This window comes from Actinomadura rubrisoli (assembly GCF_004349215.1).
Classification (GTDB): Bacteria; Actinomycetota; Actinomycetes; order Streptosporangiales; family Streptosporangiaceae; genus Spirillospora; species Spirillospora rubrisoli.
On record NZ_SMKU01000011.1, the window covers coordinates 52475 to 68128 of the forward strand.

11 protein-coding genes are annotated in these 15654 nt (G+C 72.2%); 3 read left to right on the forward strand and 8 right to left on the reverse strand.

Going from position 1 to position 15654, the window contains the following annotated elements; translation table 11 throughout:
* Window positions 1-9: 9 nt before the first annotated feature.
* On the forward strand, window positions 10-1458 hold the full coding sequence (proS, locus tag E1298_RS04965; RefSeq protein WP_243725394.1) for a proline--tRNA ligase: 1449 nt from the start codon (window positions 10-12) through the stop codon (window positions 1456-1458).
* A gap of 36 nt (window positions 1459-1494) precedes the next feature.
* On the opposite strand, the gene E1298_RS04970 is transcribed toward proS, so the two are convergent.
* From E1298_RS04970 to E1298_RS05005, 8 genes are all read right to left on the reverse strand, one after another.
* Window positions 1495-2001 carry a DUF6328 family protein gene (locus E1298_RS04970; RefSeq protein ID WP_131889552.1) on the reverse strand — a complete coding sequence of 169 codons (507 nt, stop codon included), beginning with the start codon at window positions 1999-2001 and terminating at the stop codon, window positions 1495-1497.
* Window positions 2002-2061: 60 nt separating this feature from the next.
* Window positions 2062-4089 (reverse strand): SpoIIE family protein phosphatase, encoded by a 2028-nt coding sequence (locus E1298_RS04975; RefSeq protein WP_131889553.1) that lies wholly within the window; start codon window positions 4087-4089, stop codon window positions 2062-2064.
* A 129-nt stretch (window positions 4090-4218) separates the two neighbouring features.
* Window positions 4219-5142, reverse strand: coding sequence for an ANTAR domain-containing response regulator (locus E1298_RS04980; RefSeq protein ID WP_243725395.1), 924 nt, complete (start codon window positions 5140-5142; stop codon window positions 4219-4221).
* A gap of 104 nt (window positions 5143-5246) precedes the next feature.
* The gene (locus tag E1298_RS04985) at window positions 5247-5669 is read right to left on the reverse strand and encodes a CBS domain-containing protein (RefSeq protein ID WP_131889554.1); all 423 of its coding nucleotides are present in this window, start codon (window positions 5667-5669) and stop codon (window positions 5247-5249) included.
* 212 nt (window positions 5670-5881) lie between these two features.
* Window positions 5882-6286 (reverse strand): SSI family serine proteinase inhibitor, encoded by a 405-nt coding sequence (locus E1298_RS04990; protein ID WP_131889555.1) that lies wholly within the window; start codon window positions 6284-6286, stop codon window positions 5882-5884.
* A gap of 162 nt (window positions 6287-6448) precedes the next feature.
* Entirely contained in the window at window positions 6449-7018 is a 570-nt protein-coding gene (locus E1298_RS04995; RefSeq protein WP_279497813.1) for a sigma-70 family RNA polymerase sigma factor, read from the reverse strand.
* A gap of 519 nt (window positions 7019-7537) precedes the next feature.
* Window positions 7538-10699 (reverse strand): M14 family metallopeptidase, encoded by a 3162-nt coding sequence (locus E1298_RS05000; protein ID WP_131889557.1) that lies wholly within the window; start codon window positions 10697-10699, stop codon window positions 7538-7540.
* Between the two features lie 176 nt (window positions 10700-10875).
* Entirely contained in the window at window positions 10876-11637 is a 762-nt protein-coding gene (locus tag E1298_RS05005; RefSeq protein WP_131889558.1) for a TetR/AcrR family transcriptional regulator, read from the reverse strand.
* Window positions 11638-11811: 174 nt separating this feature from the next.
* On the opposite strand from E1298_RS05005, the gene E1298_RS05010 reads away from it, so the two are divergent.
* Window positions 11812-14415 (forward strand): ATP-binding SpoIIE family protein phosphatase, encoded by a 2604-nt coding sequence (locus E1298_RS05010; protein WP_131889559.1) that lies wholly within the window; start codon window positions 11812-11814, stop codon window positions 14413-14415.
* Window positions 14416-14542: 127 nt separating this feature from the next.
* Window positions 14543-15427 carry a hypothetical protein gene (locus E1298_RS05015; protein ID WP_131889560.1) on the forward strand — a complete coding sequence of 295 codons (885 nt, stop codon included), beginning with the start codon at window positions 14543-14545 and terminating at the stop codon, window positions 15425-15427.
* Window positions 15428-15654 lie beyond the last annotated feature (227 nt).

Here is a 15654-nt window from a genome sequence, read left to right on the forward strand (position 1 = left end):
CTGAGTGCCGTGAGTCGAGAAGGTGTGACGCCGCAGAGCGAGGATTTCTCCGCCTGGTACAACGAGCTCGTCCTCAAGGCGCAGCTCGTGGACCGCGGTCCGGTTCGCGGCACGATGGTCATCCGCCCGTACGGTTACCGGGTGTGGGAGCTGCTCCAGGCCGACCTGGACCGGCGGATCAAGGACGCGGGGCACGACAACGCCTGCTTCCCGATGCTGATCCCGGAGTCCTACCTCAAGCGCGAGGCCGAGCACGTCGAGGGCTTCTCCCCGGAGCTGGCGGTCGTGACGGTCGCGGGCGGCAAGGAGCTGGAGGAGCCGCTGATCATGCGGCCCACCTCCGAGACGGTCATCGGCGAGTACATGGCCAAGTGGATCGACTCGCACCGCGACCTCCCGCTCCTGCTGAACCAGTGGGCGAACGTGGTCCGCTGGGAGATGCGGCCCCGGATGTTCCTGCGCACCACCGAGTTCCTCTGGCAGGAGGGGCACACCGCGCACTCCGACGAGGACGACGCGATGCGCGAGACGATGTGGGCCCTCGACGCCTACGCGGGCGTGGCGCGCGAGCTGGCGGCGATGCCGGTCGTGGCGGGGGAGAAGACGCCGGGCGAGCGGTTCGCCGGCGCCGTCCGCACGTACACGATCGAGGGCATGATGCGCGACGGCCGGGCCCTGCAATCCGGCACCTCGCACTACCTCGGCACCAACTTCGCCAAGGCGTTCGAGATCCAGTACCAGGACGAGGAGGGCAAGCTGCAGCTCGCCCACACCACGTCCTGGGGCATGAGCACCCGCCTGATCGGCGGCATGATCATGACGCACGGCGACGACAAGGGCCTGGTCCTGCCGCCGCGGCTGGCGCCCTACCAGGTCGTGATCGTCCCGATCGGGCGCAAGGAGCAGGGCGAGCAGGCCGCCGCCGAGGCCCGCCGGCTGGGCGCCGCGATCAAGGCGATGGGCATCCGCGTCCACGTGGACGACAACCGCCCGCAGCTGTCGCCCGGCTTCAAGTTCAACGAGTGGGAGATGCGCGGCGTCCCCGTCCGGATCGAGCTCGGCAAGCGCGACATCGAGGCCGGCGTCGCCACCCTCGTCCGGCGGCTGCCCACCGTCGAGGGGCAGGGCAAGGAGCAGATCCCGCTGGAGAAGGTGCCCGAGCTGTTGCCCGGGATCCTCGCCGAGTTCCAGTCGTTCCTGCTGGCCAGGGCCGAGGCGTTCCGCGAGGACAACACCGCCGCGGTCGACGCCTGGGACGCCTTCGCCGCCCAGGTCGCCGGCGGCTGGGCCCGCGCGTTCCACTGCGGGCTCGCCGCCTGCGAGGACGACATCAAGGCCGAGACCTCCGCGACCCCGCGGGTCATCGCGGCCGACGCCCCGCAGGAGAGCGGCACCTGCGTCAAGTGCGGGGAGCCGTCCGCCTACGGCAAGCGCGTCATCTTCGGCCGGGCCTACTGAGCTTCCCGCAGGCCGCGGGCCGTCACGGCCGCGCGATCACGGGTCGTCCCCGCCGTTCGCGCGGCCGTTCGCGTTCATGCGGGTCATGTAGGGCTGGACGAACCACGCCCACGAGCACAGCGCCAGGACGACCAGGGCCGTGACGACCGCCGCCCACTCCGCCCCCAGCGACTCGACGATCAGCGTGGTGGAGGCGGTGATCGAGATCGCCAGGGCGAACGCGCCCAGGATCCCGAACCGGTTGGCGCGCCGGATCAGCAGGGGCTTCTGCCCGAGCTGGAACAGGATCCGGTGCTGGAACACAGGGGCGATGAAGCAGATCGAGGCGAGGGCCGCGCCGAACAGCGCGGTGTAGAACAGCACCCGGCCCGAGTCGTCCACCTTGCCGAAGCCCACGGAGAACGGGACGGTGAGCAGGAACGCGAACAGCACCTGCACGCCGGTGACCGCCACGCGGAACCCTTGCAGCAGTTCCATCAGCTGCCGGTCGAGACGTTCGTGCTCGGTCTCGTTGCGGGGCTTGACGGAGGGATCATCGCTCATGCAGGCCCTTTACCCGGCACGATGCCCATCAGTCGGACATATCCCGGTTTCGGGCGCGCCCTAGGCGAGGGACGGCGGCTTCACGCGCAGCGCGAGCATCGACACGTCGTCGCGCAGATCGCCGTCGCAGAACTCCAGCAGCGCCTGCTCCACCGCGCCCAGCATGGTCTCCAGCGGGTCGGTGGCGTGCGTCGCCAGCGTCTCCAGCAGCCGCTCCTGCCCGAACTCCTGCCGCTGCAGGTCGCACGCCTCCAGCACGCCGTCCGAGTGCAGGACGATGGTGTCGCCGACGCCGAGGTCGATGGTGTCGAGCCCGGCCTCGAAGTCGTCGAACAGCCCGAGCGGCACGCCGCCCCGGGACGCCGACCTGATCACCCCGTCGGCGCGGACCACGATCGCCGGGGGGTGGCCCGCGGTGCCGAGCGAGACCGTGACGCGCTCGGTGTCGAGCTCCAGCCCGGCCATCACGGCGGTGACGAACCGGTCCTCGTCCAGCAGCGCCTCGTTCACCAGGGCCAGGATCTCGGCGGGACGGTCCTTCCAGCGCGCCGCCAGCCGCACGCAGTGCCGGGCGGTCGAGGTCACGGCCGCGGCGTCCTCGCCCTTGCCGCACACGTCGCCGAGCACCAGGCCCCAGCCGCCGTCCTGGATGCGGAACACGTCGTAGAAGTCGCCGCCCACCTCGGCGCCGCGCGTCGCCGTCATGTAGCTGGCCGCGACGCTCACCCCCGGGATGGCCGGCAGCGCCTTCGGCAGCAGCCCCGACTGGAGCGTCTCGGCCACCTCGGCGCGGCGCCGGTACAGCCGCGCCGCCCGGATGACCAGCGCCAGGTAGCGTCCGAGCCGCTGGACGACCCCGAGGTCCATGAGGTCGAACGGGCCGTACTCGCCGCTGGCCGCCAGGCTGATCGTGCCGATGCAGCGGTCGCCGTCCTCCACCGGGACGCACAGGACCGACGTCGCGCCGATCTTGCTGCAGACGGGCTGACCGTCCGGGCAGACGCCCAGCACGTCGAGGTTCTCCACATGCGGGCGCAACGCGCTCTGCCGGGTGAGGAACACGGTGTGGGGCAGCGTGCCGGCGGCCGGCTCCATCTGCTCCAGCATCCCCACGGCCTCGACGGAGTGCTCGTCGGCCGGGCCCATGACGACCTGGCGGCGCAGCTCCGGCGTCTTGCCCGTGGCGTGGGCGCCGCCCTGCGCGGACGCCCCCGGGCCGCCGTTCGGGCCGGTGAGGTCGATGAACGCCCAGTCGGCCAGCTCCGCGGCCAGCAGCCGCGCGCACCGCCGGACGGCCACGGTCTCGTTGAAGACGGGCTCGTCCAGCAGCAGCTCGCTGGCGGTGGCCAGGACGTCCATCCGGTGGACGATCGTGGCCACGGTCTCGTCGTCGCCCTGCGGGCCGGGGCCGGACGCCGGGGCCTGGGGCGCCCTCGCCCGCGCCGCCGGGGCGTCCTTCGGCCCGGTGTCCTGCCGGCCGCCGTCCTTCGAGGCGGGCGTTCCCGCCTCGTCCGCGGGCGGGTTCCTCGGGCCGGCGGCCACCACGACCATCGGGTCGGGCTCGCCGCGGATCCACACCCGGGCCAGCGTCACCACCGCGTCGATCGGATGGTCGCGGCCGAGGAAGCGGACCTGCACGCGCCGCCGCCGCCCGGTCCGGACGACCGCCGCGAGCTGCGACCGCACCGCCGCCCGCGTGGCCAGGTCGCAGAAGGCCGTGAACTGCTTGCCCGACACGTAGCCGGAGGACGTGCCGAGTAGCGCGGCCGCCTGCCGGTTGACGCGCCGCACGCTGTTGTTCCTGTCCAGCAGGAACAGCGGGACGGGCGCGTCCTGGAAGACCGTGCGCAGCACCCGCCGCTCGTTCTCCGCCGCGTTCGACCCGCCCTGCTCGGGGCCCTGCTCGGTGCCCATCGTCCGCAGCGCCGTCAGCGCCAGCTCCAGCTCGACCAGCGCCGCGTCCAGCGTCGCGCGCAGGTCGGGTTCGGGCATGCTCGCGGCCTGGCGCAGCTCGCCGATGCGCCCTTCGAGGTCGGAGATCTCCCGCAGGAGCGTCTCCGGTTCCAGCTGGTCGGGCTGGTCGTGCATCTGGTCTCCCTCTTTGTCCGCGAGGCACGGTGAAAACCAGATCGGCTCGTCCTCTGGTCGGGCTACCGCGATCTTCGAGACCGCTGTGCGCAGCCTATTCCGTTCCCCGCGTGCGGCCTAGTTCGCGTCCTAAGAGAGCCCCTGGTCACCGACGATGCGCTGTGCCAGCGCGGTGAGCTTGACGTGGCGGGTCTGCGAGATCCGCCGCATCTCGGCGAACGCCTCGTCGGCGTCGCAGCTCAGGGCGTGCATCAGGATGCCCTTCGCCTGGTCGACGACGGCGCGGGCCTCGACCGCCTCCTGCAACTGTACGGCGGTCCGGTGAACGTCGTCGTACTGCTGCGAATTGGACACCGCCGCGCTGCCCTGCGCCATCAGCAGCGCCGCCAGCGCGTTCCGGCCGGGGCCGAGCGCCTTGGGCGCCACCCCGTACAGGGTGAGCGTCACCAGGACGGGCGGGTTGAGGTGCGGGGACGTGGTGAAGCAGCGGACGCCGCGGCGCAGCATCTCGGCCATCGCCTCGGGCCAGCGGGTCTCGGCGAGGATGTCGTCGGAGCTGAGCGTGCGGCGGCCGAGCACCACGTCGAAGATCGGCCCGTGGCCGCGCGAGAGCTGCCGGTCGGTCACCTCGGCGAGATCGGGATGGCTGGCCGCGGCGGCCAGCGGCTCGGGCCGGTCGGCGTCCCGGGCCGGGGCCGGTACCAGCGGGGGCGCCGCGTTCCCGGCCGGGGCCGGGCCGCGCGCCGATGAGGTGCCGTCGGCCGATGACGTGCTGTCGGAGGACGGGGTTGCGGAGGACGCGTTCTCCAGGGGGGAGGGCACGGCGTCCTGGACGGTGTCCGGAGGCAGGCCGGGGGTCTCTGCGGGACCGTTCCCAGAGAGCTTCGGCAGAGCCCAGCGCACGCTCGCCGCGCCCGCGCAGCCCGGGACGGCGCGGGACGCCAGCTCGGTGATGCGGTGCAGGGTGCCCACGTCCGAGGACTCCCCGACCATGCCCAGCCGGGCGATCTCCAGCGCGAGCTGGTCCGTCAGGACCATTTCGGTGGGCGTCACACCATCGACGTTATCCTGCGGGACGGCCTGATCGTGCCCCCGCGACGGCGACGCGGGGCCGGCCGCCCTGCGGTGGAGCCGATCCGGGCGGTTCATCGTCGACCTCAGTTGTTGGGCGGGGCCTTGCTGATGTGGTGGAGCGGCCCCACGTCTCCGTTGGCGACAGCCAGGTCCCCGATGGTCACGATGCCCACCGGGCGCTGCATGGCGTCGACCACCGGCAGCCTTCTGACCGCGTGCTCGCACATCAGCTGCGCCGCGGTCTCGGTGTCGTCCTCGGCGCGCAGCGTGGTGAGCTCGGCGGTGCACACGTCGCCGAGCGGGGTGAGGGACGTGTCGCGGCTCTCGGCCACCGCGCGCACCACGATGTCGCGGTCGGTGATCACGCCACACAACCGTCCCCCGTAGGTCACGAGGACGTCGCCGATGCCTTCGTCACGCATGATCCGGGCCGCCTCGTAGAGCGTCGCGTCCAGCGGCAGCGACTGGGGGGCCGAGGTCATCACGTCGCCCACTCTTGGTGGCATCGCTCGCTCATCCTCCCGAATCGCGGCCGGTTCGCGTAACCCGTGTCGCGCGTCTACCCACGGGCGGCCCGCCTATTCGGGCGAATGCGGTATCTCCTGCTGGATTTCCCCTGGATCACGTCCTGGACCTGCGCCGGGCCGCAGCCGGACGCCGTGTCCGACGCCGTGCCGGACGCCGGGCCGGACGCCGTGCGGACCGGTTCCGGCCCGGCTCAGAAGTCGAAGATCGTTCCGGTTCGGGAGCGCATCGCGCAGTCGTTGCCGTACTCGGCGCGGAAGTCGACCGCCCGCCCCCGCCAGTGCCCGTCGGCCTGCGCGACCACGGGCGCGTAGATCGCCGTGCAGACCCGGTCGTCGGGCGCGTGGGCGAGCCTGCCGCCCGCTGCGTCGATCTCGGTGCAGGCGCGGGCCGCCTTCGGGTGGTTCCCGCCGGCGGGGCCGCAGCGGAGCGTCACCGTCCGCGTCCCGGAGGTGCCGTTCCCCGGAGCCGCGGAGGTGTCGTTCCCCGGATAGGTCAGCGTGAGGCGCAGGGAGGTGCCCGGAGCCGCCTGCGCGGGGACGGCGGGCAGCAGGGCGAGCGCGCCGCCCACGAGGGCGGTGGCGATGAGGTGCGGCATGGAGACACTCCCGGCGATCGGATCAGAGCATCGCTCAATGTATCCGAACAGCTACACACCGTGCCGGGAAATGGACGACCCCGCGGTCACGGGGGAACCGCGGGGCCGCGCTTGGGGGGAGCACGAATACGGGGGATGGCCCGGAGAGGGGTGGCGGCCTGGTCAGGCGGCCAGGATGTGGGAGCGGCGGTGGTCGGCCAGGGCCTCGCGCAGCTGCTTGCGGCCGCGGTGCAGCCGGGACATCACCGTGCCGATGGGGGTGCCCATCATCTCGGCGATCTCCTTGTAGGCGTAGCCCTCGACGTCGGCGAGGTAGACCGCGTCACGGAAGTCCTTCGGCAGGGCCCGCAGCGCCTCGACGATCCCGTTGTCCGGGATGCGGTCGAGCGCCTCGGACTCGGCGGACCTGAACCCGGACGAGAGCGCCTCGCTCTGCGAGATCTGCCACTCCTCCAGCTCCTCGGAACCGGCGCGCTGGGGCTCGCGCTGCTTCTTGCGGTAGGTGTTGATGAAGTTGTTGGTCAGGATGCGGTGCAGCCACGCCTTGAGGTTCGTGCCCTCCTGGAACTGGTGGAAGTTCACATATGCCTTGGCCAGCGTCTCCTGGACCAGGTCCTCGGCATCGGCGCTGTTGCGGGTCATCCGCACGGCACTGGCGTACAGCGGGTCGGCGAGCGGGAGCACGTCGCGCTCGTAGCGCTCGGTGCTCTCGGCGTTCCGTCGGACAGGCATGGTGACAGTGGTCATCATCGCTCCCCGTAGGTCGTGACCCGTGAGGGCCGGTTGCGGGCGCGCGTTCGGGGGCGCGCGCGGACCGGGCGGACGAGCCGCCCCCCGTGCTTGGTGGTACGTGCCACCATTCCCGACGGGTTCGGAGCCGGCCTGAGAGGTGCGGCACAGCGAACGTGCTTCAGGGCTCCGCGCCGTCCTCCCGGAGGAGGGTCCGGCGTCGTTTGGGGATCCCGGCCTCGCATGGAGGGTGGGCCGAGGGGTCGCGCGGGTCGGCGGTGCCAGGGCGACCCCGTATCACCGGGACGTCGCGGGCCGCACACGAACAGGCGCTTCCACTCGCCAGTGGTGTTCCCGTCATGTAAGACGCGTGGGAACGGTCAAATGGTTGCGTGGCGTTCATCACACCACCTGCGCAGGGCGGCCGGACGGGCGCGGACATGGGGTGGGCAAAGACCGCCCCCTGGAGCCCGGTACGGGCGGGGTTCCAGGGGGCGGCCGAACGGGGGATTTCCCCTTTGATCAGTCGAGCAGGTGGTTCAGGGCCCTGGTCATCAGGGTCCTTTGCTCGGCCGGGGTCTTGGCCTGCTCGATGCCGAAGCCGAGCAGGACGCTGTCCCTGGTCGCGACCGCCGAGACGGAGTCGATCAGGGCCTGGGCGCGGACGTACTCCGCGTTGTTGGCGGGACTGCCGACCGGGGCGCCCTGGACCGCCCAGGGGCCGAGCCCGGTCTCGAAGCCCTCGGCGTCGAGCTGGCCGCCGGTCGTGGTGACCTTGGTGTCGTCGACGAACAGCCCGGTTCCGCCGGTGCCCGGGTCGCTGACGTAGGAGATGGACACCTCGACCTTCTTGCCCGCGTAGGCGGACAGGTCGAAGGCGGTGGGCACCCAGCCGTTGGAGTTGCCCGACAGCGCGTTCCAGCTACCGGACGTGCCGGTGTTGCCGCAGGGGGTTCCTCCGGTGAGGTAGTGCTTGAGGTGCGGGTGGAGGTTCAGCAGGTAACCCTGCTCGCACTCGTTCGGGACGGTGTTGCGCGTCCGCCCGTTCTTGTCGGGCAGCGTGGTCCAGTCTTCGCCGCCGACGGTGTGCGCTTCGAGGATCACGTTGTCGAAGCCCGTCTCGGTGCTGTAGGAGAGCTGGGCCTGAAGGGTGGGGGCCTGCGCAGCGGTGACGTTGGACAGGTCCACGGTGCGGGTGAGCCGCCGGTAGAGGGAGTCCTGGTGCGTGCCCGCCACGTACCACTGGCCCTCGATCGGCTCGCTGGGCGCGGCGGCGCCCAGATAGTCGCCGGCCTTCCAGCTGGTGAACTGCGGGAAGGTGGCCTTGGGCAGAACGGTCGAGGTGACCTGGAAGCCGCCCGCCTCGTTGACCGGGTTGGTCGCGGTGCCGCTCAGGTTGGACGTGACCCCGTCGTACGGACGGGCCGTCCCGGTGAACTGGTTGGGGTTGCCGATCCGCTGCCGGTCGTAGGCGCCGAGGTAGTACTGGAAGAAGTCGTCCGACAGCAGTTCGCAGTCGTCACGGAAGTTGCCGTTGACGACGCAAGGCTTCTCCGGGTGCCCCTTCAGGCCGTAGTAGATGCCGCCGCCGTTGAGCCGGGCCAGCGGGCCGTAGTAGCCGGTCGTCTCGCCGGTGTGCAGGAGCTTGCCGCCCTCGTTCAGGTACGAGCGGATGTTCAGCACCAGGTCCTTCTCGCGGTCGGCGATCTGCGAGTCGGGCGCGTCACCGAGGTGGGTCTTGACCGGGTCGTCGGCGGCGTCCTGCGTGACGCGGTTGTCGCCCAGGTACCAGACGACGGCCTTGAAGTGCTTCAGGACGCCGAGGTCGTGCGGGGCGCCCTCCTTGTCGATGTCCCAGACGAGCGGCTTGTGCTCGGCCGCCTTGACGAGGTCCGCGTACTGCCGGGCGTAGCGGGGCGCGTTCGTCCCGGCGGGGTAGGTGGGGTTGATGCCCTTGTAGTCCTCGTCCGCGATCACCAGGACGTCGGCCTTGTCCCGCGACCGGACCGTGTAGGTGAAGTGCTTGCTCTCGACGCGGGCCTTGCCCTTCCTGCCGGAGAACCACACCTCGACCTTGTCGCCGGGGTCCTGCCCCCTGACCTTGCCGCGGTACTCGCCGTAGTAGTGGTTGTTCTCGCCTCCGAACCGCTCGCCGCCGCGCCACTCGCGCACGTCGTCGTGGCGGACGCGGCCGCCGTTGATCCGGTAGTGGAGCTCCCTGTCGCGCAGCGACTTGCGGATGTGCGCCGCGACCTCCTGGGTGGACCCGTAGGAGGTGGTGAACCCATCGGTCTCGAAGTCGGCGGTCGTCCGGCCGACCGGCGACACCGGGTTGTCCGGGGTCTGCGCCGACTTGCCGACCGAGAGCGCGAACGGCAGGTTCTTCCGGAACTCGTTCGCGATCAGCTTCTCGTCGTCCGGGAACTCGAAGATGCTGGCGCAGTTCTCCGGCTTCCACTCGTCGTCGGGGAAGGTGTTGGCGGCCGTCCTGCACGTCGCCATCTCGGGCGTGATCGACAGGGCGCGGTGGTTGTTGTCGGCCTCGCCATCGGTGTCGCCGTTGGTGGTGTAGAGCTGGGCGCCGAGCTCGGGCGTGTACCCGGGGACGGCGGGGTGGTCGATGTCGCCGAGCAGCGCGTCATGGATCACGTCGTCGGGGCTGCGCGTGGCGGCCTGCCAGCCGACGCCGTGCAGCAGCAGCTCGGCCGCCGAGTGGTAGTTGATCAGGTAGCTCGGGCGGAGCCGCTTGTAGAGGGCGATCTGCGCCTTCGTCTCGGGCTCGGACGCCGGGCCGCTGCCGCGGTAGGTCTCGCCGGCCGGGTTGGGCGAGGAGCCTTCGTTGTCGTAGCCCCACTTGTAGGGGAAGTTGCGGTTGGGGTCGATGCCGTCCCCGGGGGTGATCTTGCCGTCGCCGTTGTTGTCGCGGGCGTTCTTGCGCCAGAGCCGGAACCCCTCCTGGAAGGTCAGGTCGTAGCCGTCCACGTTGACGACGGGGACGAACCACAGGTCCGTCGTGTCGACGATCCTGGTGAGCTCGGCGTTCGCGCCGTAGCCCTCCACGTAGTGGTGCAGCAGCCGGCGCACCATCTCCGGCGTGATCCATTCGCGCGCGTGCTGCGACGCCTGGTAGACCACCGCGGGCCTACGGCGGTCCTTGAGCTTCGCCACGTCCTTGCTGACCCGGACGGCGGTGATCGGCTTGCCCTGCACGGACGTGCCGATGTCCACGGCGGTCGCGATGGACGGGTGGTCGGCGGCGAGCTTGAGGATCTCCTCGCGGATGTTCCCGGCGCCGCTGTAGGGGCGGAAGACCTTCGGCGGGGCCGCCAGAGCGCGCTGCCTGACGTCCTTGCCCTTCACGGTCTTCACGGTCAGGCGCAGGCCCTGCTTGGCCAGCGCGGCGGCCTGGATGCCGTTCATCACCGCCTCGACGTGGACGCGGTCGCCCGCGCCCTTGCCGAGGGTGATGTCCTCATGGTCGAGTCCGGCCCGGTTCAGCAGCTTCACCTGGTCGGACGTCAGCTCGCCGCTGTAGACATCCACGGCGCCGCCCGGCGCGGGGGTCTTGGGGGCGGCGTTCGCGGGGACCGCCGAGAGCGCTCCGATCAGGAGTGCCGCGGCGGCCAGGAGGGAAGTGGATCTCTTGCGACGTGAAATGGCGTGCCGGAATACCGTGCGCGTCATCGCGCCTCCCTGGCATGGATCACAAACGGGGGTCGCGTGATCGTCTGCCGGGGGGCAGGGGGTGTCAATGTGGCAACAGTGCCGTTTGCCGCATTCGGCCAGTTCGCAGTGACCGTGCACCTATGGTGCAGTTGAGGCGTCCGTCATGGTTGGAACGGGCCATCTCATTCGGAGGCTCAGGCGGGGAGGTGCCCGGCCAAGATCGTCCGGACGAGCCGCTCGGCGAACTCCTCGGGCTCCTCCGGAAGCCGGGCACCGGCGGCCACCGCCTCCGGCCCGGCGAGCCGGGTCAGGAAAGCGTGCTGGTGGCAGCCGCCGAGCAGGGCCGCGGCGATGAACGGCAGGGGCGCGCCGTCCGCGAGCCGCCCGGCCCGCCGCTCGGCCTCCAGGTAGCCGATCAGGGCGGCGTGCCCCAGCACCGGACCGGCCGTGGCGCCGCCGGGCGGCCCGGTGGGAGGGCCGCCCGGAGCGCTCGGGAGGCCGTCCGCGGAGCCGGACGGACGCGCGCCGCCGTCATGGCCACTTTGGGACCGTCCGGCGGGCTTGGCGCCGACCGCCTCCTGTGCCTTGGCCGGGCCGTCGGCCCGCAGCCACGCGATCAGCTCGGGGTCGGCGAGCACCGGACCGGTCATCGGCAGCAGCTCGCCGTAGAAGCGCACCATGTCGGCGGCGAGCCGGACGAGGTTGCCCTCCACCGTCCCCTGGCCCGCGGACGCGCCGAGGGCCGCCATGGCGGCCCTCGCGGTTCCGGTGACCTCCCCTAGCGCCGCCGCGAAGAGCGCCGTCTTGTTCGCGAAGTGGTTGTAGAGGCTGCCCTCGGAGACCCCGGCGCGGCGCGCGATCTCCTTGGTGGTCGCCGCGACGATCCCGCGGCCGCGGATCACCTCGATCGCCGCGGCCAGGATCCTGTCCCGCATCGGCTCCAACGCCGCCGTCACCCCTGCCACCTCCCGTACCGCTGCTGGACATTAGCACGATCACCCGTAATGAGTGAGCGCTCACCCGAACCAGTTTACGCCGATTGCCAGCACACCGCCCTCACGCGAGGTAGCGTCCCCCTCACCAAGGGTTGCCGGGTGTGTCGCTGCGCCGCCGCCCAGGGGAGGGGTCCCGTGAGCATCGCAGAAAGTCATTCGCCGCCGTTCACGGGAGACGCCGCGTCCCCGGACGGCCGGCCCAACAGGGCGTCCGGTGCCGAAACGCACACGCCCCAGTTCCTCGGACAGCACCTGCTCGGCGTGGCGCGCCTGGCCGCCATCACGCTGGACGGGCGCGGCCGCATCGGCCACTGGAACCACACCGCGGCGGAGATCTTCGGCGTCGCGCGGATCCAGGCCGTGGGCCGTCCGCTCGCCGCCGTCGTGCGGCTGCCCCAGGAATACCGCGGCGCCTTCGGGCCGGAGGCGTTCGGGCACGTCTGGTGCGACGCATGCAGGGTCCCGCGCGTCGACAACGGGGAGCTCGCCGAGGTCGGCTGGTGGGTGTACCCGATCGCCCGCCCCGTCCGTCCCGGCACGAGCCCTCCCGCCGACGGCCTTCCCGGCCCCGGCGCGGGCGGTCCCGACATCAGGGTGCTCGTGCTGGCGGCCGACCTGCGCCGGCTGCGCGAGGACGGTCCCGGCCTCGTCATGGGCGACGTGCTCGTCGCCCGGCCCGACGGCGAGGCGTGCCTGGCCGCCGGGGCGCGGCTGCTGCGGGTCGAGCCCGCGCTGGCGCCGCCGTCCGAAGGCGGCGGCGACGCCTCGCACGCCCGGCGCCTCGCCGAGCTGCTCCCGGTGACGGACACGGCTGCGGCCGCCATCACGGCGCGGATGCTCGGCCTCGGGTGCCCGTCGGTCGCGCTCAGCCTGCGCGTCCGGCTGCCGATCGTCCCCTACCGGGGCGACGCGCCGCTCGCGCTGAGGGCCAGGCCGCGCGCCGCCGGCGACGTCCCCGACGAGCGCGCCGCGGGCGAGGCACACGCCGACGCCTGCCCCGGGACAGGCGCCGCGCACCCGACCGCCGAGCCTGATCCGCGCCCCGAACACGGACTGGAGACGATGGCCGTGAGGGAGCATCTGGCCTTCCTCGGCGAGGCCGGACAGCAGATCGGCAGCTCGCTGGACTACCTGCAGAGCGCCCGCACGCTCGCGGAGGTGCTGGTACCGCGGCTGGCCGACTTCGCCGCCGTCGAACTGCTCGAAGGCGTCGTCGCCGACTCGTCGCCGCCCGAGGCCGACATCGACTCGGCCACCCTCATGCGCCGGGTCGCCGTCGTCCACAACGACGAACCCGGACGCTGGGAGGAGGCCGTCCCCGAGGACGAGAAGCTCCTCCTGTCGGAGCGGACGCCGTTCGTCCAGGCCATGCGGACGGGCCGCGCCGTCCACATCCCCCAGGTCGGTCCCGAGCGCGCGCGGCAGATCTCCGAGTCCTTCGGCGAACGCGACCTGCGACCGCTGTTCACCGGACGGGCGCTGCTGATCGTCCCGCTGATCGCGCGCGGACGGGTCCTCGGCACGTTCAAGCTCCTGCGCAAGCCCGACCGTCCCGGCTTCGACGAGCTCGACCTCGCGTTGGTCGAGGAACTGGGCCGCAGGGCGGCGCTGTGCATCGACAACGGCCGGCTCTACCGGCGCGAAGTGCAGGCCGCCCAGGAACTCCAGCGCAGCATGCTTCCGGACGATCCGCCCGAGGTCGCGGGCGCGCGTGTGTGCTACCGCTACCGTCCCGCAGGGCAGGCGGCGCAGGTCGGCGGCGACTGGTTCGACGCCATCCCGCTGCCCGGCTGCCGCCTCGGCATCGTCGTCGGCGACGTCATGGGCCACGGGCTCACCTCCGCCGCGATCATGGGCCAGATGCGGACCGCCGTCCGCACCCTGGCCGCCGAGGACATGCGCCCCGCGCGGCTGCTGCGCCAGCTCGACGGCCTCGCCCGCCGGCTCGGCGAGGACTACCTGGCCACCTGCCTGTACGCGGTCTACGACCCGATCGCGCGGCGGTGCCGGTTCGCCAGCGCCGGGCACGTCCCGCCGGTGCTGGTGTCGCCGCGCGGCGAGTCCCGCGTGCTGCCCGTCCCGGCCGGCGTGCCGATCGGCGTCGGGGGCGAGCCGTTCGAGACGATGGAGATCGAGGTCGAGGACGGCTCCCAGCTCGTCCTGTGCACCGACGGCCTGCTCGAACGCCGCGACCGCGACATCGAACAGGGGCTTGAGGAGATGCGCGCCCAGCTCGCCGGGGCCTCCCGCGCCCTCGACGGCACCTGCGACGCCCTCCTGGAGACCCTCGGCGCCACCACGCCCGCCGACGACATCGCGATCGTGGCCGTCGGTCTCGACGGCATCCCCGAGAAGGATGTGGCCCGCTGGGAGCTGGACCCCAAGCCGAGCATGGTCCCCTGGGCGCGCGCGGAGGCCGCCGGAACGCTCGCCGACTGGCGCCTCGGGGACCTCACCGACACCGTCGAGCTGCTCGTCAGCGAGCTGGTCACCAACGCACTCGTCCACGGCGCGGGATCCATCGGGCTCCGCCTCATCAAGGCCGACGACGTCCTGCTCGGCGAGGTGTACGACGACGGCCAGGAGCTGCCCCAGCTCTGCCACGCCGAGGCCACCGACGAGTCCGGCCGCGGCCTGCAGCTCGTCAGCCACCTCGCCGAGCGCTGGGGCACCCACCGCACCGAGAACGGGAAGGTGGTCTGGTTCGAGCATCACCTGCCCGGGCGCCGCGCGCGCTGATCCCCGAGGTCGTGGGCCTGTCTCGCGAGCTTGGGAGGTAACTGTCGCTTCGGCGACAGATACTTTCCAACGTCCCCTTCGGCTCAATCGATAGTGTCGCAACGCATCGAGCCCATCGGGGGACGTGTTGGGTGAGGATCTGACGCTGCCCGTTCCGGAGACGCTGAACGCCACCTACGCCGTCGCCTGCGCGGCACCGATCGCCGACCCCGGCGAGTTGGCCCGCGACCACGTCGCCCGGCGCGTCGGGCCGCCGCTCCGCGATCTCGTCCTCGGAATGCTCGACAGCCCGATGGTCACCCTCGACCAGCGCCCGGCCGCCGGGTTCCCCCCGCTGCCCGCCGGGCTCCTCGCCGCCTACCGCGCCACGTCCGGCGACCTCGCGTCCATCGAGGCCGCCTCCCACCTGCTCGTCGTCCGCGCCGCGTACCGTCCCGGCTGGCCGCCCGCGCACGAGTGGGCCGCGCGCGCGATCGCCGGTGCCGTCGGCGCCGCGCTCTCGGCGCCCGTCATCGACGTGTTCACCCCGCAGGTGCTCCCTTTGGACCGGCTGGAACGCTCCCTGCCCGACCCCGGCGGCCGCATCCGCCTCGTCGACTGGATGCTGCTCCCGCACACCTCCGGCCCGCGCGGCTTCTGGTTCACCACGCAGGGTCTGGCCAGGTTCGGGCTCCCGGAGTTGCAGACCGAGAACGTCCCGCCGTCCCTGGTGGAACCGTGGGGCCGCCTCCTCAACGGCCTCGCGCGCCGCGTCCTGGACCTCTGGCTGGACGCGCTGCGCGCCGGGGAGCAGCCCGTCACCGTGGACCTGCCCGAGGTCGTCTCCGTGGGCCTCCACGATGTCGCCGCAGCCCAAGGCGCCGACGAGCCGATGCGGCGCGAGGTCCCGGTCCGCTTGAGCCGCGGCGACGCCGAGACCCCCGTCCTCGCCGTCCGCGCCGCCGACGACGGCCCCGACGGCCTCGAAGCCCTGTGCGCCGCGCTCTTCGGCGCCCCGAGCGCACATCGGTGATCTCCGTCCGATGATCGCCGACCGCCTTGCCGATGATCTTGTTCTCAGCGCAGGATCGTCTGCGTGAGATTCGGCCCGCAGGACCGTCCCAGCCCCGAGCCCGAGGAGCAGCCCGTCACCGTGGACCTGCCCGAGGTCGTCTCCGTGGGCCTCCACGATGTCGCCGCAGCCCAAGGCGCCGACGAGCCGATGCGGCGCGAGGTCCCGGTCCGCTTGAGCCGCGGCGA

Bases quoted from the DNA above. Each gene is read 5' to 3' on its own strand.
- E1298_RS04970 (WP_131889552.1), bottom strand. From the start codon at position 2,001: ATGAGCGATGATCCCTCCGTCAAGCCCCGCAACGAGACCGAGCACGAA.
- E1298_RS04975 (WP_131889553.1), bottom strand. From the start codon at position 4,089: ATGCACGACCAGCCCGACCAGCTGGAACCGGAGACGCTCCTGCGGGAG.
- E1298_RS04985 (WP_131889554.1), bottom strand. From the start codon at position 5,669: ATGCCACCAAGAGTGGGCGACGTGATGACCTCGGCCCCCCAGTCGCTG.
- E1298_RS04990 (WP_131889555.1), bottom strand. From the start codon at position 6,286: ATGCCGCACCTCATCGCCACCGCCCTCGTGGGCGGCGCGCTCGCCCTG.
- E1298_RS04995 (WP_279497813.1), bottom strand. From the start codon at position 7,018: ATGCCTGTCCGACGGAACGCCGAGAGCACCGAGCGCTACGAGCGCGAC.
- E1298_RS05000 (WP_131889557.1), bottom strand. From the start codon at position 10,699: ATGACGCGCACGGTATTCCGGCACGCCATTTCACGTCGCAAGAGATCC.